Annotated in this window: 19 protein-coding genes and 1 riboswitch; of the genes, 6 read left to right on the top strand and 13 right to left on the bottom strand. The window is 32.3% G+C overall.

Going from position 1 to position 20635, the window contains the following annotated elements; genetic code table 11:
• The first annotated feature begins 41 nt into the window (after positions 1-41).
• Positions 42-1316 carry an NAD(P)/FAD-dependent oxidoreductase gene (locus ACSUE0_RS02970; protein ID WP_436956031.1) on the top strand — a complete coding sequence of 425 codons (1275 nt, stop codon included), beginning with the start codon at positions 42-44 and terminating at the stop codon, positions 1314-1316.
• 355 nt (positions 1317-1671) lie between these two features.
• Here ACSUE0_RS02970 and ACSUE0_RS02965 read toward each other — a convergent pair whose 3' ends face one another.
• The 3 genes from ACSUE0_RS02965 to ACSUE0_RS02955 all read right to left on the bottom strand — a co-directional run bounded on the left by ACSUE0_RS02965 (position 1672) and on the right by ACSUE0_RS02955 (position 6054).
• Positions 1672-1983 carry a rhodanese-like domain-containing protein gene (locus ACSUE0_RS02965; protein ID WP_119614322.1) on the bottom strand — a complete coding sequence of 104 codons (312 nt, stop codon included), beginning with the start codon at positions 1981-1983 and terminating at the stop codon, positions 1672-1674.
• Positions 1984-2002: 19 nt separating this feature from the next.
• A complete protein-coding gene (gene leuS, locus ACSUE0_RS02960) occupies positions 2003-4417 on the bottom strand; it encodes a leucine--tRNA ligase (protein WP_119614323.1) in 2415 nt (804 codons plus the stop codon).
• Between the two features lie 467 nt (positions 4418-4884).
• Positions 4885-6054: an MDR family MFS transporter gene (locus tag ACSUE0_RS02955; protein ID WP_436956029.1), complete on the bottom strand. Its 1170-nt coding sequence runs from the start codon at positions 6052-6054 to the stop codon at positions 4885-4887.
• 109 nt (positions 6055-6163) lie between these two features.
• Between ACSUE0_RS02955 and ACSUE0_RS02950 the strand changes: the two genes are divergently transcribed.
• Positions 6164-7117 carry a TIGR01212 family radical SAM protein gene (locus ACSUE0_RS02950; RefSeq protein ID WP_017722183.1) on the top strand — a complete coding sequence of 318 codons (954 nt, stop codon included), beginning with the start codon at positions 6164-6166 and terminating at the stop codon, positions 7115-7117.
• Positions 7114-7674, top strand: a complete 561-nt coding sequence (locus ACSUE0_RS02945) for a tRNA (mnm(5)s(2)U34)-methyltransferase (RefSeq protein WP_119614325.1) — start codon at positions 7114-7116, stop codon at positions 7672-7674. Before ACSUE0_RS02950 ends, ACSUE0_RS02945 begins: the two co-directional genes overlap by 4 nt.
• Positions 7675-7774: 100 nt before the next feature.
• On the opposite strand, the gene ACSUE0_RS02940 is transcribed toward ACSUE0_RS02945, so the two are convergent.
• The 3 genes from ACSUE0_RS02940 to ACSUE0_RS02930 form a co-directional block, all read right to left on the bottom strand.
• Positions 7775-8176: a transcriptional regulator, SarA/Rot family gene (locus ACSUE0_RS02940; RefSeq protein ID WP_029377004.1), complete on the bottom strand. Its 402-nt coding sequence runs from the start codon at positions 8174-8176 to the stop codon at positions 7775-7777.
• 150 nt (positions 8177-8326) lie between these two features.
• Complete coding sequence (locus tag ACSUE0_RS02935) at positions 8327-9283, bottom strand: L-lactate dehydrogenase (RefSeq protein ID WP_107551458.1); 957 nt, start codon at positions 9281-9283, stop codon at positions 8327-8329.
• A gap of 219 nt (positions 9284-9502) precedes the next feature.
• Positions 9503-10327: an alpha/beta fold hydrolase gene (locus ACSUE0_RS02930; RefSeq protein WP_119614326.1), complete on the bottom strand. Its 825-nt coding sequence runs from the start codon at positions 10325-10327 to the stop codon at positions 9503-9505.
• 266 nt (positions 10328-10593) lie between these two features.
• Here ACSUE0_RS02930 and ACSUE0_RS02925 point away from each other — a divergent pair, with 266 nt between their 5' ends.
• Positions 10594-11595, top strand: coding sequence for a proline dehydrogenase family protein (locus ACSUE0_RS02925; protein WP_017722188.1), 1002 nt, complete (start codon positions 10594-10596; stop codon positions 11593-11595).
• A gap of 199 nt (positions 11596-11794) precedes the next feature.
• On the opposite strand, the gene ribH is transcribed toward ACSUE0_RS02925, so the two are convergent.
• From ribH to ACSUE0_RS02900, 5 genes are all read right to left on the bottom strand, one after another.
• Complete coding sequence (gene ribH / locus ACSUE0_RS02920) at positions 11795-12253, bottom strand: 6,7-dimethyl-8-ribityllumazine synthase (RefSeq protein WP_119614327.1); 459 nt, start codon at positions 12251-12253, stop codon at positions 11795-11797.
• A gap of 13 nt (positions 12254-12266) precedes the next feature.
• Positions 12267-13448 carry a 3,4-dihydroxy-2-butanone-4-phosphate synthase gene (gene ribB, locus ACSUE0_RS02915; protein ID WP_119614328.1) on the bottom strand — a complete coding sequence of 394 codons (1182 nt, stop codon included), beginning with the start codon at positions 13446-13448 and terminating at the stop codon, positions 12267-12269.
• A gap of 10 nt (positions 13449-13458) precedes the next feature.
• Positions 13459-14091, bottom strand: coding sequence for a riboflavin synthase (ribE, locus tag ACSUE0_RS02910; protein ID WP_017722191.1), 633 nt, complete (start codon positions 14089-14091; stop codon positions 13459-13461).
• Between the two features lie 6 nt (positions 14092-14097).
• Positions 14098-15141, bottom strand: coding sequence for a bifunctional diaminohydroxyphosphoribosylaminopyrimidine deaminase/5-amino-6-(5-phosphoribosylamino)uracil reductase RibD (gene ribD, locus ACSUE0_RS02905; RefSeq protein WP_119614329.1), 1044 nt, complete (start codon positions 15139-15141; stop codon positions 14098-14100).
• A 164-nt stretch (positions 15142-15305) separates the two neighbouring features.
• Positions 15306-15439: riboswitch (FMN riboswitch) on the bottom strand.
• Between the two features lie 265 nt (positions 15440-15704).
• Positions 15705-17168, bottom strand: a complete 1464-nt coding sequence (locus ACSUE0_RS02900; RefSeq protein ID WP_119614330.1) for an FAD/NAD(P)-binding protein — start codon at positions 17166-17168, stop codon at positions 15705-15707.
• Positions 17169-17339: 171 nt separating this feature from the next.
• On the opposite strand from ACSUE0_RS02900, the gene ACSUE0_RS02895 reads away from it, so the two are divergent.
• Positions 17340-18266 (top strand): osmoprotectant ABC transporter substrate-binding protein, encoded by a 927-nt coding sequence (locus ACSUE0_RS02895; RefSeq protein ID WP_119614331.1) that lies wholly within the window; start codon positions 17340-17342, stop codon positions 18264-18266.
• Positions 18267-18693: 427 nt separating this feature from the next.
• Here ACSUE0_RS02895 and ACSUE0_RS02890 read toward each other — a convergent pair whose 3' ends face one another.
• On the bottom strand, positions 18694-19548 hold the full coding sequence (locus ACSUE0_RS02890) for an N-acetylglucosaminidase (RefSeq protein WP_119615280.1): 855 nt from the start codon (positions 19546-19548) through the stop codon (positions 18694-18696).
• 166 nt (positions 19549-19714) lie between these two features.
• Entirely contained in the window at positions 19715-19939 is a 225-nt protein-coding gene (locus ACSUE0_RS02885; protein ID WP_017722196.1) for a hypothetical protein, read from the bottom strand.
• 217 nt (positions 19940-20156) lie between these two features.
• Here ACSUE0_RS02885 and ACSUE0_RS02880 point away from each other — a divergent pair, with 217 nt between their 5' ends.
• Complete coding sequence (locus ACSUE0_RS02880) at positions 20157-20624, top strand: sigma-70 family RNA polymerase sigma factor (protein WP_436956023.1); 468 nt, start codon at positions 20157-20159, stop codon at positions 20622-20624.
• Positions 20625-20635 lie beyond the last annotated feature (11 nt).

The following is a 20635-nucleotide window of genomic DNA, read 5'->3' as shown; positions in this document are numbered from 1 at the left end:
AAACTATAAAATAACACTATTTAGTAAAGGGAGGCAATGAAATGTATCAAACAATTATCATCGGCGGTGGTCCAAGTGGGCTTATGGCAGCTGCTGCAGCAAGTAAATTCAGCAATAGTGTTTTATTAATTGAAAAGAAAAAAGGACTAGGTCGCAAATTAAAAATTTCTGGTGGCGGTCGTTGTAATGTAACCAATCGTCTTCCTTATGATGAAATTATAAAAAACATTCCTGGTAATGGAAAGTTTTTATATAGCCCATTCTCAGTTTTTGACAATGAATCAATCATTCATTTTTTTGAATCTAGGGGCGTATCTTTAAAAGAAGAAGACCATGGACGTATGTTCCCAGTTTCTAATAAAGCTCAAGATGTAGTGGATGCACTTATTCACACTTTGCAACAAAATAAGGTAGAAGTTAAAGAAGAGGCCACAGTTGCTTCAATTTCATACACCGATAATCAAACTTTCCAAGTGTCGCTTAATGATCAACAACCTTTTGAAAGCCAAAGTTTAGTCATTGCAACTGGTGGTACAAGTGTGCCTCAAACCGGTTCTACTGGAGATGGTTATAAATTTGCTGAACAATTAGGACATTCCATTACTGAATTATTTCCTACCGAAGTGCCGATTACTTCTGCTGAGTCTTTCATTAAGAACAAACGACTAAAAGGATTGAGTTTAAAAGATGTAGCACTTTCAGTATTAAAAAAGAATGGAAAAACAAGAATAACACATCAAATGGATATGTTATTCACACATTTTGGTGTTAGCGGCCCTGCTGCATTAAGGTGCAGCCAATTCGTTTATAAAGAACAAAAAAACCAAAAACGACAAGAGATACAAATGCAAATTGATGCTTTTCCGGAAATAACAAAAAACGAATTAGAACTAAAAATTCGTGATTTACTTGAAAACACACCAGACAAGTACATCAAAAACAGTTTACACGGTTTAATTGAAGAACGCTATTTATTATTTATTATCGAACAGGCGGACATCCCTGATGATTTAACTGCACATCACATTTCCAATGCTCAAATTAATAATATTGTAGCGTTATTAAAAGGTTTTACTTTTTACGTCAATGGCACTTTATCTATAGAAAAAGCTTTCGTAACCGGCGGTGGTGTTTCACTAAAGGAAATACAACCTAAAACAATGATGTCCAAAATTGTCCCCGGCTTATTTTTATGTGGTGAAGTATTAGACATTCACGGTTATACTGGTGGATATAACATTACAAGTGCATTGGTCACTGGACATGTTGCTGGTACTAATGCAAGTGCGTTCGATTCCACAACTCAAACACTTTAACTTTAAATATTATAGGAAAGATTAAATTTCCGGTAAAACAACCAAGGTATTAAACGTCTTCGAATTAGAGAATCTATAATTTTTTATAAACACTTAAACAGTCCATTTTACATATATTTATGTTCGGGCTGTTTTTTATTATATGCACTTCATTACATCTACAAATTCTAAACTATTATATTTCAATCGTTCAAAGTTAGAAATCTCCTCCAAAAGTTCACATTAAAAAAGCACTTCAAAGTAGACACTTTTTAATGTGACCGCTTTGAAGCACTTATAAATTAAATTCAGTACATGTATATCATTATTATACAATGATATACATGCGATTATTCATTTTATTTTCTTGTAAAAATTAAACACTTTTTAATTCTAAACCTTCGTCTCCCCAAGCATCCATGCCACCTTCAACGTTCACTGCATTAATGCCGTTTTGTTCAAGATATTGAACAACTTGCGCGCTTCTGCCACCAACTTTACAGATAATATAATAAGTATCATTTTCATTAAATTGGTTAAGGTTCTCTGGTATTTCATTCATTGGAATTGTTTTTGCACCAGGGATAATTCCCATCGCTGTTTCTTCATTAGTTCTTACATCAACGATATTAACAGGATCAGCATTTAAAATTTCACTTTTTAATTCATCAATTGTAATAGATTCCATTATTAATTCCTCCTATTTATTATTTAGCTACGATATTAACAAGTTTTTTAGGAACTGCGATAACCTTCTTAATGTCCTTACCAGCAATTTCAGATTTAACATTTTCATTGCCGAGAGCAACTTCTTCCATTGCTTCTTTGGAGATGTCTTTAGACATATTAACCTTAGCACGCACTTTTCCATTAACTTGAATTACAATCTCGATTTCATCATCAACTAATAATGATTCATCATAAGACGGCCATGGTTGATAAGTGATTGTTTCTTCATGACCCAAACGAGCCCACAATTCTTCCGAAATATGAGGCGCAATAGGTGCCAACATTTTAATAAATCCTTCAATATATGGTTTATAAATCTCATCAGCTTTATAACAATCGTTGATAAATACCATCAATTGGCTAATCGCGGTATTAAAGTTTAATGAATTATAATCTTCTGTAACTTTTTTCACAGTTTGATGATAACTCTTATCTAACGCTTTACTATTAGTATTTACCACTTTACTAGTAATTAAATCATCTTCTGTAACTAATAAACGCCAAATTCTATCTAAGAAACGTCTTGAACCATCTAAGCCGTTTTCACTCCATGCAATCGCCGCATCAAGCGGACCCATGAACATCTCGTATAAACGTAAAGTGTCTGCCCCATGTGATTGAACAATATCATCTGGATTAATTACGTTACCTTTAGATTTGCTCATTTTTTCATTTCCTTCACCTAAAATCATACCTTGGTTATATAATTTTTGGAATGGCTCTTTTGTAGGTACAACACCTAAATCAAATAATACTTTATGCCAAAATCTTGCATATAATAAATGAAGAACCGCGTGCTCTACTCCACCAATATATAGATCTACTGGCAACCAATGTTTTAATTTTTCTGGATCAGCAAGCATTTTATCATTATTTGGATCTATATATCTTAGATAATACCAACAACTACCGGCCCATTGTGGCATTGTGTTTGTTTCACGACGACCTTTCATGCCTGTAGCTTCATCGACAACATTTACAAATTCATCAATGTTAGCAAGAGGTGATTCTCCAGTTCCTGAAGGTTTAATTTCATCTGTCTCAGGTAATAACAATGGTAGTTCATCTTCTGGAACAGTTGTCATTGAACCATCTTCCCAATGTATAACTGGTATCGGCTCGCCCCAGTATCTTTGACGACTAAATAACCAGTCTCTAAGTTTGTAATTTACTTTTCTACTACCAGCGTTTTTATTTTCTAATAATTCAACTGCTTTTTCGATCGCAGCTTCATTATATAAGCCATTTAACTCCCCAGAGTTGATATGAGGACCATCACCTGTAAATGCTTCTTGAGTCATGTCCCCGCCTTCGATAACTTCAATTATAGGTAAATCAAAGGCTTTCGCAAACTCATAGTCTCGTTGATCACCACTTGGAACTGCCATTACAGCACCTGTACCATAAGTAGATAACACATAATCAGCTATCCAAATAGGAACTTCTTCTCCAGACAATGGGTTGATGGCGTATGCACCTGTAAATACACCTGATTTTCCTTTGGCTAAACCAGTACGTTCTAAGTCAGATTTTTTAGCCGCTTCTTTTTGATAAGTCTCTATAGCTTCACGCTTATCTTCAGTTGTAATTTTATTTACAAGCTCATGTTCAGGGCTTAAAACTAAGAAAGAAGCACCATAAATCGTGTCTGCACGTGTTGTAAAAACTTCTATATCTTCATTCAAGTTAGCAACTTCAAATGTAACCGATGCACCTTCAGAACGACCAATCCAATTACGTTGCATATCTTTTAATGATTCTGGCCAGTCTAAGTCATCTAAATCTTCTAATAATCTATCTGCATATTCAGTGATTTTTAATACCCATTGCTTCATAGGTCTTCTATAAACAGGATGGCCACCTCGTTCTGACACGCCATCTACCACTTCTTCATTTGAAAGAACTGTACCTAAAGCTGGACACCAATTTACTGCCACTTCATCTACATATGCTAATCCTTTATTATAAAGTTGAATAAAAATCCATTGTGTCCATTTGTAATATTCAGGATCTGTTGTATTTACTTCTCTATCCCAATCATAACTAAAACCTAGTTCTTTGATTTGACGTTTGAAAGTTTGAATATTTTCTTTAGTAAATTCACGAGGATCATTACCAGTATCTAGAGCATATTGTTCTGCAGGTAAACCAAATGCATCCCATCCCATTGGGTGTAAAACGTTATAGCCTTGCATACGTTTATAACGAGAGATGATATCTGTTGCTGTATAACCTTCAGGGTGTCCTACATGTAGTCCTGCACCAGAAGGATAAGGGAACATATCTAAAGCGTAAAATTTCTTTTGTCCTAAATTATCGCTTGTTTTAAATGTTTTATATTCTTCCCAGTAATCCTGCCATTTTTTCTCGATTTCATTATGATTGTAATTCACTACTTCTCCTCCTATTTAATAAAAAGACACCTCAAACTATTATTGAATTACATAGGGACGATTTTCACCGCGGTACCACCCAACTTCACATTATCTGTGCACTCATTTTAATAAAATAGTAAGAGATGTCATCATTTATCTATAAGTCCTGGTAAGTTCGCTTGTAGTTTAACGCTAGGTTCCACCAACCCTAGCTCTCTGTAGATAAATCTTAAAGCTACTACTCCATATACATTACTAATCATATTTGAAAAAGACTTTTATTTCAAGAGTAAAACTAAAGAACCACTTCTCAATTTATTGAGTTAGTGGTTCTTACACATGAGTCTTAGCTCAGGTGCTCTTCTTTTAATATTAATTAAACGCATTAAGTCCGAGACATTTATTTATGACTCGGATATTAGTTACAATTAATTTTTATTTACAATATCACAAAACTATAACATTTATTTCGTCATAGTTAGAAATTAAATTTCCTTTGATAATCTTTTATCATAGATCATTAAAAATATTAGCGCTATAACAAGTAAGAAAATCATACTTAAAAACATAGCCTGCATATTAAACGTATCAACCACTACGCCGCCAATTAACGGTCCAAAGGCTTTACCTACCGTAGCAGCAGAATTAACATAACCTTGGAATGACCCCTCTTTACCATTAGGCGCAAGTTGGTTAGCAATAGTCGGCACCGCTGGCCATACAAACATTTCACCCAATGTAAGTATAATCATACCTATCATGAATACTGAAAATTGTTCAGCAAAACTTGTAACAAAGAACGACAATATAAATATAATTATCCCTACAAGCATTTGATATTTCAGATTACCTTTTAACAGCCTAATAACAGGTGAAATTAATGGTTGAGCTACCAAAATCATAATACCATTTACTGTCCACAATAGACTGTATTGACTCATAGAAACATTTATTTCTTGTGTGAATGAAGCAATGGTACTTTCCCATTGAATATATGCTATCCAACATATACTAAACATAACACACAGCAACGATAACGCTAGAAATTGTGGTCGATATGCTTTCGATAACAAACTCATCGCATCATTCGATTTTACTTTCACGTCTAATTTAATATTAAATTGAGTAACTGCAACAATTGCAAAAGCCACATACATTAATAAATTAGCAATAAATATATAATTAAAACTCAACTCTGCGACAAAACCACCTGAAGCTGCACCAATTGCTACACCAAGGTTTTGTGCCAAATAAATAGCATTAAACGTTTGTCGACCACCGTTAGGCCACACCGCACCTGCTAATGCATAAATTGCTGGTATTATCATGCCGCCACCAAACCCCAATGCCACTAACCACACTGCATACCACGGCCAACCGTGATAGAAATTTAGTAACGTTGTACTCATCAGACAGATAACAGTGCCGATCATAATTGTCCGATAGCCACCTAATCTATCAAATAAATTACCTCCTAATAAATTACCAATGACCATACCAAAAGAGTTAATCATTAACACTAATCCAGCCATAGTCAAACTTTTATCTAATTGTTCATTCATATAAATTGTATTTAACGGCCATAAAAAACTTGAGCCTGTGATATTTAATGCCATACCAATAACTAACCACCATACTGATTTAGGCATATTCATAACATTAAGCTCCCTTCTAAATTTAAATTTCTCATTTTACTCTAAACACTATATCACTAAAATATGTTAAAATCTTTAACTAGAATGAATTTAGAAAGGAAAATGTTATATGGGGCAATTTTTCCCTTACGCATTCGAGAATAAGAGATATCACACATGGAATTATCACTTGAAAAATAAATTTGGTCAAAAGATATTTAAAGTTGCAATTGATGGGGGCTTCGATTGTCCAAACAGGGATGGCACTGTTGCACATGGCGGTTGCACGTTCTGTTCAGCAGCAGGCAGTGGTGATTTTGCAGGAAACCGTGTGGATCCTATCGAAGTACAATTTAGACAAATTAAAGATAGAATGCACGAAAAGTGGCATGACGGACAATATATCGCATATTTCCAAGCATTCACTAATACACACGCACCTGTTGAAGTATTACGTGAAAAATATGAAACTGCACTAAAAGAGCCGGGCGTCGTCGGCCTGTCTATAGGTACACGTCCTGATTGCTTACCAGATGACGTAGTTGAGTATTTAGCAGAACTTAATGAACGTACATATCTATGGGTGGAATTAGGCTTACAAACAATCCATCAAGAAACTTCAGACCTAATTAATCGCGCACATGATATGGAAACTTATTATGAAGGTATAGCCAAATTACGTAAGCATAACATTAATATTTGTACACATATTATTAATGGTTTACCTGGTGAAGATTATAATATGATGATGGAAACAGCTAAGGAAGTAGCACAAATGGATGTCCAAGGTATTAAGATTCACTTACTTCACTTACTTAAAGGCACACCAATGGTCAAACAATACGACAAAGGTATGCTTGAATTTATGTCGCAAGAAGAATATACTAACTTAGTTTGTGATCAATTAGAAATTATTCCAAAAGAAATGATTGTTCATCGTATTACTGGTGATGGTCCGATTGATTTAATGGTTGGCCCAATGTGGAGTGTCAATAAATGGGAAGTTTTAAATGAAATTGATAACGAACTAGCACGTAGAGCATCTTATCAAGGTAAATTTTTCGAAAGCACTGTGAAATCATGAAATTAGAACGCATTCTCCCTTTTGCCAAGACGCTTATCAAACAACACACACATGATGAGAGCATTGTTATCGATGCTACATGCGGTAATGGAAATGATACGTTATTTTTAGCACGACACGTTGCAAAAGGTCATGTGCATGCTTTTGATATACAGGAAGCTGCAATTCTAAATACACAGCAAAAAACGAAAGATTTTGATAATGTGACACTTCATCATGTAAGTCATTCAGAGGTGAAGAAATATATACCTGCTGAATCACATGGAGCGGTAAATGCTGCAATATTTAATTTAGGTTATCTTCCTAAAGGAGATAAATCTGTTGTTACACTACCGAATAGTACTATTGCAGCTATCGAAGCTATATTTGATATTTTATCATCAGAAGGTATCATTATCTTGGTAATATATCCAGGGCATGAAGAAGGAAAAATTGAACGTGATGCTGTAATAAATTATTTGAAAAACTTTGACCAAAACAAAGCTCATATTTTACAGTATCAATTTATAAATCAGCAAAATGACCCACCATTTATTTGCGCAATCGAAAAAAGATAATAACAAGACACATGCAAATACAAAACAATATATGTATCACAATACCTAATCTATAAAAAAATAAAGCCACAATGCCTAGGCATTGTGGCTTTACTATTCCCTATAGATTAATGATAGATTTAAGACTGTTTTGTATGCTTGTTGATTTGCCATCAATTTCTTCTTTAAAGAAGTTTAAAAGACTTTCCCGTTGATCTTTTAAATCTTCATTGAAATGTATAATAACTGTACGTTCATCATTCTGTGGTCTTTCTTTAATGATCCAAGTTTTTTCAACTAAATCATTATACGTTCTTGTACGTTTATAAGACTTAATATGAACAAAATCATCCATTTCCTTTAAAGTCATTGAACCTTCTTTCCAAAGTGTAAGAAGAATCAATATTTCTTCTTTTGACATTTTGTATTGCTTTTGTACTTTGGCAAAAATATCGTCAATTTCTTTTAATACCGATTCCAATTGCAATACGCCATCAACTTTATCAGCAAATGTCTTCCCCATATAATAATCCCCCAATCATAGAATAAAGTTTAAACATGTAAAATTAATTCATAAAAATCATCATTCATTGTGATATAAAATCTTCACTGAATAAATATTAGAATTTTTAATAAAATTAATCTTATATACAGTTTAAATTCAAACTATGAATTATGCAATTAAATGAGATATTTTATTTTGCATTTCTTTCAAAATATTGACAGAATTGTTGAATAAACTTTCTTCTTCCTCGTTTAAAGGTATTTCAAATACTTTCACCGCACCTTGTCGGTTAATTTTTGTAGGCACACCTACATAGACATCTTTTTGGTTATATTCTCCTTCTAAATAACTAGAAACTGTTAAGATGAGATTTTGATTATTTAATATAGCTTTTGTAATATGAACCAAGCCCATAGCGATACCATAGTATGTCGCCCCTTTAGCTTGAATAATATCATACGCCGCATCACGAGTATTAACAAAAATTTCTTCAATTCTGTGTTGTCTTTCGGGATCATCTTTAAGTAATTGATATAGCGGTTGACCTGCAATATTTGCTTGTGACCAAACTGCTAATTCTGAATCTCCATGTTCGCCTATAATTTGTCCGTGGACACTTCTATCTGATACACCAAATTCTTCTGCCAATTCGTATTTAAATCTTGCAGTATCTAATATCGTTCCAGAACCAATGACTTTTTCTTTTGGTAAACCTGAAACCTCTCTTGTTACATAAGTTAGAACATCTACAGGATTTGTAGCTACAAGAAAAATACCATCAAACCCTGAATCCATAACTTCAGAAACTATATTTTTAAATATTTTTGTATTTTTTTCAATTAAATCTAACCTTGTTTCTCCTGGTTTTTGAGCAGCACCAGCAGTAATTACAACTATGTCTGCATTATCACAATCTTTATAACTACCCGCTTTAATCTTTATAGGTGACCCACCATAAGGTGCAGCGTGGTTTAAATCCATAACGTCACCTTTAACTTTTTCTTCTGCTAAATCAATAATCACTAATTCATCCGCTACACCCTGAGCAACTAATGCGAATGCATAGCTAGAGCCTACAGCGCCATCTCCAATTAAAACTACTTTATTACTTTTAATATATTCCATAATAAGACTCTCCTTACGTATACGAACTTTTATTGTGATTTATTTCACAAATTAAATATAACAGGGAGCAAGAAAAATTGCAACGTTTTTGTGATATACTTCACAAATTAAATATTTTTTTCGTTCGACAATCAAAATTAAAAAAGAAAACGCACGCTATGGTACGCTTTCTTATTAAATGTGTATTCGCAACTGGCCTTTATTTAGATTTCTTGATTATTATGACACTTCATTTTCATCATGAACTATGAAACCATTGTTACTTGAACTATTATTCAAGAAAGCTAAAATATATCTCATTACTTCATCTCTTTCAGGCTCATTATGTATTTCATGATATAACCCATCCCAAGCTTTGAAATATAATTCTTCAGTAGTTATTTTTTCTTTTATTAAATCCATCGCCGTGACATCAGCTACTTTATCTTCTGTACCATACATTAAAAGCAATGGTAAAGATTTCACATCTTTTAAGTGGTTTACTGTTTCCTTCATTATCTCAATAATTTGTTTATACCAATGGTTTGTTACTTTTTGTAGCATAAGTTGATCATTATTTGTTTCATCGATTACTTCCGAATTTCTAGTTAAATCTTCAACTGTAATACCAACTTTAAACCTAGTATCTTTGGCAAGTTTACCTATATTCGAAATAATCTTATCTTTTCTAGTTTTATTGCTTTTTTTAAACTCAAGTAAAGGTGAAAGTAACATCAAGCCTTCAATTGGTACCTCCACTTTTTCAAGCAAGTTTAAAACAATTAAACCACCCAATCCTACGCCTAAGACATAAGTTGGCAATTTATATTCATTCGCTATTCGGATCCATTCAAGTATATGCTCATGATATACATCAAAATTATCAATTTGTCCTTTATTTGAACGTGAAGTTTGCCCCTGTCCTGGCAAATCACCCATAATTACATGATATCCATTACGGCGAAGCATTGTAATTACATATGCGTATCTACCTGTATGTTCAAGCATGTTGTGTGCAATTACAACAACACCTTTGGCTTCATTTTCGGTTTCCCATTTCCACATTATCCTTACTTCCCCTTCTACTTTAAATTCATTAACTATATTGTATCAAAATATCATGTAGTTTTTCCATTTTAAACATAACAATACAACTCTATAAGTGAGTTTATTTCCTACAACTAAATTTATAATTCTCTTGAATATGGAACTCATGAGTATATTTAATAATTTAAAGTGTAATATATTTTATTGTAAACGATTTCATTGCTATTTGATTCATGCTACACTATTAATGAAACATAGCTATAAGCGGAATAGGAGGAATTAATATGCCAATTGTGAAGAATTTTTTTATCGGATTATCAAATAATCCGCTTTTGAATAAGAGCGCCAAGGAAATCGGGCCGATGCTCGGGGCAAATAAAGTAGTTGCGGGTAATACTATTACTGCCTTGGTGGACACAATTGAACGTTTAAATAACAAGGGGATTACTGTTACAGTAGATTGCCTTGGAGAGTTTGTTCTAACTGAAGGTGAAGCAATCCAAGCAAAAGACCAAATCATAGAAGTGATGTATGCAATTTATAATCATAACTTAGATGGTCATATGTCTATTAAACTGAGTCAGTTAGGTTCAGAATTTGATATAGATCTTGCTTATCGCAATTTACGTGAAATATTATTGAAGGCTAATCAATTTGATAATATGCATATTAATATAGATACTGAAAAGTATGATAGTCTATTCGATATCACCCAAGTTTTAGATCGCTTAAAAGGTGAATTTAAAAATGTGGGCACTGTAATTCAGGCATATTTATATAAAGCTGATGCACTTATTGATAAATATCCAGAATTAAGACTACGCATGGTAAAAGGTGCTTATAAAGAAAGCGATACTATAGCCTATCAAACAAAAGAAGAGATAGATAAAAATTATATTCGTTTGATGGAGAAAAGGCTTTTAAATTCAAAAAATGTAACTTCAATTGCTACACATGATGATGAAATCATCAGACACATGAAACAATTTATTAAAGATAATAATATTGAAAAAAGTCGATACGAATTTCAAATGTTGTATGGTTTCCGTACAGATTTAGCAGAAAAAATTGCTGGGGAAGGTAATAACTTCTGTATCTACGTACCTTATGGCGATGATTGGTTTAGTTACTTTATGCGCAGACTAGCAGAGAGACCACAAAATTTAAACTTAATGTTTAAAGAAGTTATGAAACCCGATATTCTTAAAAAAGTTGGTATAGTTAGTGGTGCTGTTGCATCATTTGGGCTAGCAACAACATTTATATACCGTATATTTAAGAAATAACATAAATAACGGGTATGCAACATTAAATTTAATAAATTGATATTACATACCCGTTTTTCCACTGTTGGCTAGATTTCTAAATAACTTAATACAAGTAATTTAGTTTTCTAGTCATCATGTGTTGTTCATATATTTTATTTTTCAAACGTATAAATTTACAACTATTAACCACAATCCTCGTTTAAATACTTGAGGGTTTTTATATTTCTCGTAATAAATTTGCCATTTCAATGGCACTAACAGCCGCTTCTGAACCTTTATTACCTGCTTTAGTACCAGCTCGTTCGACAGCTTGTTCGATATTTTCAGTTGTCAAAATTCCAAAAATTACTGGTGTATTAGTTACATCATTTGCTTTAGAAATACCTTTCGCTACTTCATTACATACATAGTCGTAATGTGAAGTCGAACCTCTAATCACACAACCTAAAGTGATAATGGCATCGTAATCACTTTTTTCTGCTAATTTTTTAGCTATTAAAGGAATCTCAAATGCACCAGGTACATATGCTACATCGATGTTTTCTTCTGGTACCTCATGTCTAATTAAAGTGTCTTTCGCTCCATCCAATAAACGATTTGTTATAAAATCATTAAACCTACTTACTACTATAGCAACTTTTAAATCAGAACCTATTAATTTACCTTCAAAATTCATTATATTTTCCTCCTTATATTAAGTGACCCATTTTTTCTTTTTTTGTATCCATATAATCTTGATTATATTTATTAGTTGGTACAATAAGTTCGACACGTTTAGTAATATCAATACCGTAGTTCTCTAAGCTTTCAAACTTCTTAGGATTATTACTTAATAAATTAACACTTTCAACGCCAAAATATTTCAATATTCGGGCAGCATTTTGATAATTTCTTAAGTCTTCTTCAAAGCCCAAAGCAATATTTGCTGTTACTGTATCATAACCTTGTTCAATCAGTTCATATGCTTTTAATTTATTTATTAATCCAATACCTCTACCTTCTTGAGGTAAATATAAAATAATTCCACCGTGTTCATTTATATATTTCATAGACGCTTCTAATTGTTCACCACAATCACATCTTTGACTATGAAATATATCTCCTGTTAAACATGCTGAGTGTATGCGTACATTTTCAGTTTGTTTAATATCGCCATTTACGATAGCCACTATTTCTTCGTCGCTATCTGAAGTTGTAAAACCGTACATATCGAACACACCATAATCCGTTGGCAATTTCACTTTTGCTTTTGCTTCTAATTTCGAAATAGCAGACTTACGGTATTTTTCTAAATCTTCTATCGAAATCATTACTAAGTCATGTGTTTCTTTAAATGTTTCTAATGACTCACCTTTTGCCATAGTGCCATCATCATTCATAATTTCACAAATTAATGCGGCAGGTTTAGCACCTGTTAATTTAGCTAAATCAACTGATGCTTCTGTATGTCCACGTCTTGTCAACACACCATCATCTTGTGCTATTAATGGAAATAAATGACCTGGTTTATTAAAATCATTCCCACTTACACTATCATCTATTAAAGCTCTTGCTGTCAACATTCTCTCGTCGGCGCTTATGCCTGTAGTTGTATCAACGTGGTCAATGCTAACTGTGAATTGTGTTCCATAAATATCAGAATTATTATTAACCATTGGATTTAAATCTAATTTTTTAGCTATATCACTACTGATAGGTGCACAAATTAATCCTCTACCATGCGTAGCCATGAAATTAACAGTGTCATTATGCATCCATTCAGTTATAGCTACTAAGTCGCCTTCATTCTCTCTATTTTCATCATCTACAACGATAATGCTGTCACCATTTTTTAATGCTTTTAAAGCTTTTTCTATACTATCTAATTGCATATTACCCCTCCTAAAATCCAAATGCTCTAAGTTTTTCTGGGCTCAATTCCGATTCGTTAGTATTTATAATTCGTTCAACATATTTGAATAACATATCAGTTTCTATATGCACCGGATCGCCAACACGTTTCTGATTTAAAATTGTTGATTTTCTTGTTTCTGGTATAAGATGAATATCAAACTCAGCTTCTTTTAGTTGGAAAATAGTTAAACTCACACCATCTACAGTAATTGAACCTTGACTAACCATTTGTTTAATTAGTGCAGTTGATGGTTTAATAGTAACGATTTTAGAGTTGTCTGATGCTTGTATACGTGTGATTTTAGCAACTTCATCTACATGACCTAAAACAAAGTGGCCACCAAAACGACCTTGTCCACTCATAGCTCTTTCTAAATTCACTTCAGCAGATTGAGTTAATTGGTTTAAATATGTTTTATTCTCGGTACCTTTAATAACTTGAACTGAAAAACTTTGATGATCAAATTCCACCACCGTTAAACATGCACCGTTAACACTGATTGAATCCCCGATATGCATATCTGATAAAATTGTTTGGCACTCAATCTTTAAGTTAACTACGGACTGTTGCGTTGATACTTTTTTTATGGTTCCAATTTCTTCAACAATTCCTGTAAACACCGACGATCACTTCTTTCGTAACTCTAGTTTGATATTTTGCTCAAGCATTTGTGAATTTACAATTTCAAACTGTGGTACTTCTGATAGATTAAAAATACTTTCACTTTGGAAAAATTGATAACTACCAGAACCACCTATTATTTTCGGGGCGTAATATAATATTAGTTCGTTCGTAAATTTAGATTGAAGAAATTCCGAAGTCACTGTAGGCCCTGCCTCTACTAGCACACTTCCAATCCCTCTTTGATATAAATCTTTTAATATATTTTCAATTGAACAATTAGTTAATTCTATGATTTCTACATGTTCAATATTTGTTTTTAAATTTTTATTTTGAGTATAAATCCAAATTGGTTCATTTCTTAATTGAAAAATATCTAAATTAAAATCAATTTCACCAGTTTTAGATAAGATGACTTTTATAGGATGCTTACCTTCTTCAATACGTGTAGTATATTGTGGATTATCTGCATGTATCGTGCCTTTACCTGTCAACACTGCCTCGTGTTTATGACGTAGGTGAAAGACATCATTTTTTACTGCTTTATTAGTAATCCATTTACTTTCACCTTTATCAGTCGCTTGTTTACCATCAAGACTACATGAGACTTTAACTGTAACCTCTGGAATAGATTCATTCTTAGCTATAAAGAAATCCCTATATAGTGATTCTGCCTCTGATTGAGGACGGAATATCACTTCAACACCGGCCTGTCCTAATATGTCATCACCTTCAGAGGGTAATGTTGTGTCTTTAACTGCATAGACAACCTTTTTAATACCCGCTTCAATAATTTTATTTACACATGGTGGCGTCGAACCATAATGCGTACATGGCTCTAGCGAAATATATATAGTTCCTCCTAGCGCATTGTCTTGGGCCATATCTAAAGCTTGTACTTCAGCATGCTTACCACCTTTTTGCAAATGGGCTCCCATGCCAACAATACGGCCATCATTTACTACTACAGATCCAACTGGTGGGTTCAAGCCCGTTTGGCCTTCTACCATTTTTGCTAATTGAATAGCGTAATTCAAATAATGACTCATTTTATCACCTCTAAAAAATAAAAAAACACCTGAACTTAACATTTCAGGTGTGGGATATATATTGATATAACATTTTTAGCAATAGTAAAATATACACTTATACATATTCAAATAAAAGTGTATGCTAAATAAACACTTAACAAGTGCTATTTTCAAGTTATACTTCATTCTTTCTCCCATCCAGACTTTACTGTCGGCTCTAGAGTTTCACTAGATCAGCCACATTTGCTTCGACAAATGCAGGTCGCAGGCTTAATTTACTGCCGGTTGGGAATTTCACCCTGCCCCGAAAGAATATTTATGAAATTGTATTCGATGATTGAGTCAGGTAACTTTGAATAAGTTACAAAATAATGGTACTACACTTTTGAGAAAATGACAATTCTTATTATCTAAGTCGGTTTTGTTTTTTTATATTCTTTACATTACTACAATTTAAAGCACAAAAAAATTAGTTGTAACCCAGTGACGTCTAGTCAAATTATGAATAGACGTCAGGATTAATTCACAACTGATTTAGTTAATTTATCATTGTGCAATTTATCCCTAAATAGTAAACTCCTTTATTTTGTAGTTAATAAATGGTCAACTACATTAACAGCTTGTTTTACAATCATCATTACGCCATTACGTGATTGATTAATTCCATTTGTTAATTGGCCGAGCGCATACATATGTTTCAGTGTGCCATAGCGAGGACTTATAATTTGATTAGTTTCAGCGACAATTTGAATTCCACCAAGTGGATGCGCTTGTACAACCTGTCTGTTCTCGAGATTTAATACGAGTTGGTCATCGCCATCTAAATCTGCAAGTTGTGTCTTTGATCCTGTAGCATTAATTACAATATCATACCGTTCTACTGACGCATCTTTATATTTAAAGTTGAACTTATTATCATTATATTGAACATCCTCTAAATCACTCTTAATTTTAATCGTGCCATGGTTAATGTGATCAATCAATAATCGTGCTGTTTGAGGCGGCATCGGATTTGAATTCTCTTTTAATATAGGCTGATAATTAGTTAAAAACCGTTTTTGGTCCTCTCTACTTAAACTATTCCAAATCCAATTTAAATTTTCTTTCGTTAATTCAAGTATACTTTGTAATTTCCCTAATTCATCAGCATGTTCTAAATCATAAGTTAAATCTTTAATTGAATCTCCTTGACTACGATGGATTAATGTTTCGACATCAATATTATGTAATGCACAATCTTTCAAGAATAACTTTATTGCCTCATCTAGAGGTACATTGCCAAAATGCTTGTGCTTTATCTCATTAAATTTTTCTGGAGTTACATATTCAAAGTCGATGTCAGGCATCACACCTCTTACACTTGGCAATCGTCCTTTTCGACTAGCAATAGTAATAGGCAGTTTAGGATGATGTGCCGTTACATAACGAATAACATCTAAGCTTGCTAATCCTGTACCTATAATAGCGATTTCATCGGAATCTTGTACATCGTTTAATGTGTTATAGGTCGGATATGGTGTTTTAATATAACCGCGTATCCCCTTTAAGCCATATGGATCATGGTATGACAGAGTACCAATAGTCAAAAAGACAACATCATACTTTTTACAATTTTCCATTTCTTTAGAAGTACAAACACAATATGTCACATCTGTCTGCCCTACTTCTGACTCAATAAATACTTCATTAACTTCTTCTTTGATTGTATGTATATTGTCGTAATCATGATTAAACTTCTGTAAATAATCTTTCATATAATGACCAAATATAAATCTTGGCAAGTATTCTGGATTTGAAAATTTAAATGTAGATTGCATTTCATACCATTCATAAAACTCTCTATGGTTATCTAAATTCAAAGACATTTGTGCTGCCGGTAGATTTATCAATAATTCTGCACTATCATTTTGAAAAGGGACACCCTGACCCATATTTATAGGATTGTCATATACATCAATATTCATTTTAGAAAAAGAGTCACTTTTCACTAATTCTTTTAAAAGCGTGACACCTGCAGTGCCCATTCCAATAATGGCAATTCTCATAGTACACTTCCTTACTAAGATTATTTGTCCTTATTATACCAGTCCTTTAGTGTATATTACACATTAATGGTCTGCTAGTATTTTATCAAGCAGTGTTATAATGTTTTGCTAAGTGTGTTAATCTTAATATATTACAATAATAGTTTTTTAATATATATAAGGAGTTCAATAATGAAACATTTAAGAAGATTTTTATTTTTCATTTTAGCAAGTACCTTTTTACTAACTAGTTGCGATTTGCCAGGATTAGGCGGCGGCCAATCAAAAAACACTGTTAAAATATCAGCTTTAGCTACTAGTGAATCACAAATTATGGCTTATATGTTAAAAGAACTTATTGAACATGATACAAAAGGCGAAACATCTGGCACTATCATCAACAATTTAGGGTCTGCCACAATACAACACAATGCATTAATGAATGGCGACGCTGATATATCAAGCACTCGTTACACTGGCACAGATTTAGTTGGTGTACTTGAACAAGAACCTATTACAGATACAAGTAAAGCTATGGTGATTACTAAAAAATTATTTAACCAAAAGTTTAATCAAACATTTTTTAATTCTTATGGTTTCGAAAACACATTCGCATTTATGGTCACAAAAGAAACCGCAGAAAAATATAATCTACAAACTGTTTCAGATTTAAAAAAAATTAAAGATAAAGTCAATGTTGGTACAGATACAACTTGGATTAAACGTGGTGGGGATGGATACGCGCCTTTCCAAAAACACTATGGCTTCGGTTTTAATTCACTTAAACCTATGCAAATCGGTCTTGTGTATGATGCGTTAAAAAATAATAAATTGGATGTGGCATTAGGCTATACAACTGATGGAAGAATAGCTGCGTATGATTTAGTTGTATTAAAAGATGACAAAAATTTCTTCCCACCATATGATGCCAGTGCAGTTGCTCCAAATAAGTTACTCAAAGAACATCCACAAATCAAAAAAGCAATCTCGAAACTCGATGATAAAATTAGTACAGAACAAATGCAAAAATTAAATTATGAAGCTGATGGTGAAGGAAAAGAACCAGCAGTTGTAGCTGAAACATTCTTAAAAAAACATAATTATTTTGATGAAAAGTAGATAACTATTAAAATGTTAATCAGTCTCAATTAATTTAAACAATCTTAAGTAGGAAGTGACACTATGAAATTTATTTTAAAAGTATTTATCTCTACGCTTATGTTCTTTATTCTTATTAGTCAAAAAAATAAAGCTAAATAAATTAGAACATCCCTAATTATAGCTATTATAAAATGTTGAATAGCCAAACGTCAGTTGACGCTTGGCTTTTTATTATAGCTATTGAAACTGAATATGAAAGCCAGCTTTTCTAAATGACCAACTAATACCTATCCCCATACAATTCTAAACAGTATTATATCCAAAACTACATAGTTACCCTTTTACAAATCAATAAACTACGAAAACAAGTATAAAAAATAAAAAAACTGCCAACAAAGTTAACACTTCATTGACAGGATAAACCATATGCTTAGCACATGGTTATTTATTGCGTTTTATGCTTTTCATCATCTTTATAAACAAAGTATTTATAATACTTACCTTCTGTTTTCATATCATTATAGAAATTGGACATTAAGCTTGCATTACTTTCAGCCCATTTAATGTCGGTAGCGTATTGATGTTCACCAGGATTTTTAGGATTCCATCTCATGCTATAAAGGGTGTTCTGGTCTTTATTTGATAAAAAGTGATCATGAATAAAGTTTGCACCACCACTTATGGCTTTTTCAGGTGTGTCCCAACCATGTTTCTTGGCATATTCTGATCCAGTTTTGATTGGATCTTCATCTAGTGCACCGACCCCAAAAAAGTTATAATATTTTTTCCCATCAATTTCTACACCACTTGCAAGTTCACTCTTAGCTGATCCTGTTTCTAGCAACGCGTGAGAAATCAAATAAACTTCATTTACATGTTTATTTTTCGCTGCTTGTATAAAGTCATCTGAATGTTTTAATAATATTGGATTATCAATTAACATACGTTTAATTCTGTTTTCATCAATTCCTTGGTATTTATCCAACTCTAAAAATTGGTATTTTTGAGTGTCACTCTCTATAAACTCACTACTATTCATTGCGGCTTTTATCTCAGTAGATGATGCATCTCTCCAACTTTTATTATCTTTACTTGAAACTTGCTGGCTTGTGTAGTTATCAATTTGCTTTTTAGATGCTTTATCTAAAGTAACTTTTAGGTTTTCAACTTTTTCTTGTTCGTTTACATCTTTAAAAAAGATTTGATCTGATATCATTGAAAAGACAACAACAACAGCTACACCTAAGATTATCAATAAACCAATAATTGATAATATAGAGCCTTTTTTATGCTTCGTCATGTTCACACCTCTTAGGTAATAATTAGGAATGGAGCCTCTTTAATCTTATGTAATACTACTATTGAGACTATCTGATAATAAAGTTTAACACTAAATACTTAATCGTACAATTTAATCTGATTGTTGTCACATATTCATAAAAAAAAGTAATGAAATCTTAATTTCATTACTCTTGACTTTTACGATATTCCATTATGATAAAACTTGCTGCTTGAGATCTATTTTTATAATAATAACGGTTCAAATCTATTGCACCTTCTATTTCACCATCTCGATACATCATTTCGTTCGTCATATTATTAATCATAACAAAGTCTGATTTATCTTTAATTATATCTAAATCATTATGTTTCGCAAAAAAATGTTCTAAATTTAAATGTGCGTAATCCATACAAACCTCCTGATAATTGTCCGAAGATAATATTCATCTCTAAATGCTATATCTTTAAGTTGAATACGCGTTAATGTTATAAAACTTAAATTTATCTACCTTATGACTTCTATTTAACACCTTATGTTACTATTTAGCAAATGAAATTTATTATTTTTCACAATAAAATAAATCTATCCGGAAATTTATGTTGTATATACAACGATGGAGTTTAACAATGAACTTTGATGAACTATATAAAAATTTCAAACACATTATCTATTTTCTTCTAAAAAAATATAATATTAAGTACAATAATGATGAATATGTACAATTACTCACGATAAAAATGTGGGAATTATCAAAAGTTTACATCCCTCAAAAATCTTCTTTAAATTCATTTTTATATCGTCGTCTCAATTTCTTTATTATCGATCTTTTTCGTTCTCAACATACTTTTGAAACATATAACATTTTTGAATTAGATAACATTTCTAATATTAATTCTCCCTTTGATGATGCTCGGCTCCTGTATGATAATTTTCTTTCTCAATTATCAGAAAAAGAACAACTTTGGCTACAATTAAAATTAGCCGGTTATAAACAAAAAGAATTAGCTAAAGAATTAAATTGTTCAATTTCCACATTAAAAAATTATCAAAATAGAGTCAAAAGCAAGTATAAAAATTATTATCTTAATAAATGAGGTGAAACATT

Source organism: Staphylococcus sp. AS1337 (assembly GCF_051408735.1).
Lineage (GTDB): Bacteria > Bacillota > Bacilli > Staphylococcales > Staphylococcaceae > Staphylococcus > Staphylococcus xylosus_B.
The sequence above is the reverse complement of the archived record's forward strand: the minus strand, read 5'-3'. Positions and strand labels throughout refer to the sequence as shown.

Coding starts and splice junctions, on each gene's coding strand:
- ACSUE0_RS02970 (WP_436956031.1), top strand. CDS start 42: ATGTATCAAACAATTATCATCGGCGGTGGTCCAAGTGGGCTTATGGCA.
- ACSUE0_RS02965 (WP_119614322.1), bottom strand. CDS start 1,983: ATGGAATCTATTACAATTGATGAATTAAAAAGTGAAATTTTAAATGCT.
- ACSUE0_RS02955 (WP_436956029.1), bottom strand. CDS start 6,054: ATGAATATGCCTAAATCAGTATGGTGGTTAGTTATTGGTATGGCATTA.
- ACSUE0_RS02950 (WP_017722183.1), top strand. CDS start 6,164: ATGGGGCAATTTTTCCCTTACGCATTCGAGAATAAGAGATATCACACA.
- ACSUE0_RS02945 (WP_119614325.1), top strand. CDS start 7,114: ATGAAATTAGAACGCATTCTCCCTTTTGCCAAGACGCTTATCAAACAA.
- ACSUE0_RS02940 (WP_029377004.1), bottom strand. CDS start 8,176: ATGGGGAAGACATTTGCTGATAAAGTTGATGGCGTATTGCAATTGGAA.
- ACSUE0_RS02935 (WP_107551458.1), bottom strand. CDS start 9,283: ATGGAATATATTAAAAGTAATAAAGTAGTTTTAATTGGAGATGGCGCT.
- ACSUE0_RS02930 (WP_119614326.1), bottom strand. CDS start 10,327: ATGTGGAAATGGGAAACCGAAAATGAAGCCAAAGGTGTTGTTGTAATT.
- ACSUE0_RS02925 (WP_017722188.1), top strand. CDS start 10,594: ATGCCAATTGTGAAGAATTTTTTTATCGGATTATCAAATAATCCGCTT.
- ribH (WP_119614327.1), bottom strand. CDS start 12,253: ATGAATTTTGAAGGTAAATTAATAGGTTCTGATTTAAAAGTTGCTATA.
- ribB (WP_119614328.1), bottom strand. CDS start 13,448: ATGCAATTAGATAGTATAGAAAAAGCTTTAAAAGCATTAAAAAATGGT.
- ribD (WP_119614329.1), bottom strand. CDS start 15,141: ATGAGTCATTATTTGAATTACGCTATTCAATTAGCAAAAATGGTAGAA.
- ACSUE0_RS02900 (WP_119614330.1), bottom strand. CDS start 17,168: ATGAGAATTGCCATTATTGGAATGGGCACTGCAGGTGTCACGCTTTTA.
- ACSUE0_RS02895 (WP_119614331.1), top strand. CDS start 17,340: ATGAAACATTTAAGAAGATTTTTATTTTTCATTTTAGCAAGTACCTTT.
- ACSUE0_RS02890 (WP_119615280.1), bottom strand. CDS start 19,548: ATGACGAAGCATAAAAAAGGCTCTATATTATCAATTATTGGTTTATTG.
- ACSUE0_RS02885 (WP_017722196.1), bottom strand. CDS start 19,939: ATGGATTACGCACATTTAAATTTAGAACATTTTTTTGCGAAACATAAT.
- ACSUE0_RS02880 (WP_436956023.1), top strand. CDS start 20,157: ATGAACTTTGATGAACTATATAAAAATTTCAAACACATTATCTATTTT.